General features: G+C 76.3%; 2 protein-coding genes. Both read left to right on the top strand.

The genetic code is table 11. From position 1 onward, the window contains the following. The coding region (locus tag MR1_RS20350; RefSeq protein WP_217996261.1) for a hypothetical protein at positions 1-187 on the top strand (187 nt) is incomplete at its 5' end. Between the two features lie 45 nt (positions 188-232). After that, positions 233-1,395 (top strand): hypothetical protein (locus tag MR1_RS19090; protein WP_217996259.1); only part of this gene is annotated, 1,163 nt, incomplete at its 3' end.

The raw sequence follows: 1,395 nt of genomic DNA, 5'->3' as shown, positions 1-1,395 counted from the left end.
GGGATCCGGAGCCGGAGCGGGCGCCCGCGGCGGGATGATCATGGGAGCCGGCGGCACGGGATCGGACGAGAAGAAGCGTCCGCGCGCCGGGCTCGGAGGCCCGATCGCGCCGCGCATCGAGGACGACGAGGAGCCGCTGCCGCGGTCGAAGGGCTCCCGTGCGGGCTCACGCGACGACCGGGAGTGAGCGGTGCCCGCCGGTCAGCGCGCACCGGACGAGTAGGGTACTGCTGTGTCCGGGGGAGTGATCGAGCGGCGGCGCATCGCGCTCGCGGGCGGGCGGGGACGCGCCGACCTTGCGCTGCCCGTCGACGAGAGCCTGGCGCAGGCCCTGCGGGTCAGCGGTCTCGCCGGATCGGCCCGTCCCACGGTGCTCGGTCCGGACGGGTACGAGATCGATGCGGACACCCTCGGCGAGGATCTCGTCGAGGGCGGGCTGTACACCCTGGTCGACCCCGACGCGGTCGCGGGCGATGCGGACGTCGCACGGGGACGGGCCGACGAAGGGCGCGCGGACCACGGCGCCCGCTGGGTGCTGCTGGCGGTCGCGGCGGTGCTGCTCGTGGCCGCCGGCGCAGCGAGCGCGATCGACCCCCTGCTGCGCCTGATCGCCGGTCTGGTGGCCGCGGCGGGCGCCTTCGTGTCCGCGGTGGCCTGGACCGGCCGCACTGCGGACACGGACACCGACGCTCTGGCGCTGCGGGGCGTGGTCGCCCCGGCGGCGTTGTCCTTCGCCGCGGGAGCACTGCTGATCCCGGCGTCGCTCGAGGCAGCGGCGCACCTGTCCGTCGCTTCCGGCTTCCTCGCCGCCGCCGTCGGGACGGCGCTCGTCGCCCTGCTCACCGGGACGCGCGCGATCCGCGCGGCCGCGGGGACCGTGGCGATCCTGCTGGTCGTGTTCGGCGCGGTGTGGGGGATCGCGCTGCTGCTGCGCTGGGCCCCGCCCGACGCGGCCGCGATCTGCCTGGGCCTCGTGCCCCTGCTGCTGCGCGCGCTCCCCAGCGCCCTGGTGAACCTCCCCGACGGGGCGTTCATCGACTATCGGCACTTCATGAGCAACCGCTGGACCGTGCGCGGTGCGATCCCCGAGTCGCCGACGACGGTGGATGCCCTGGGCGTACGCGAGGTGGTGGCCGACTCCTGGGCGCGGCTGGGGTCGGGCACGGTCGTGCTCAGCCTCGTCCCCCTGGCGCTGGCTCCCGTCGTCCTGCTGCGGCCCTGGGGTTCGGACCCGTTCGTCGTCGGCGGCGGCATCGCGCTGCTGGTCTGCCTGGTGCTGTCCCTCCTGCTCGTGCCGCGTCACACCGGCTCGCGCCTGCTGCGCTGGGCGCCGCGGGCGTCGGCGGTCGGCGTGCTCGTCCTCGCGGCGGCGGCCGTCGCCGCCGGGACAGGACC

This window comes from Microbacterium resistens NBRC 103078 (assembly GCF_001552355.1).
In the GTDB taxonomy this organism is placed as follows: domain Bacteria; phylum Actinomycetota; class Actinomycetes; order Actinomycetales; family Microbacteriaceae; genus Microbacterium; species Microbacterium resistens.
Note: the sequence above shows the minus strand (reverse complement) of the source record. Positions and strands in the feature narration are given on the sequence as shown.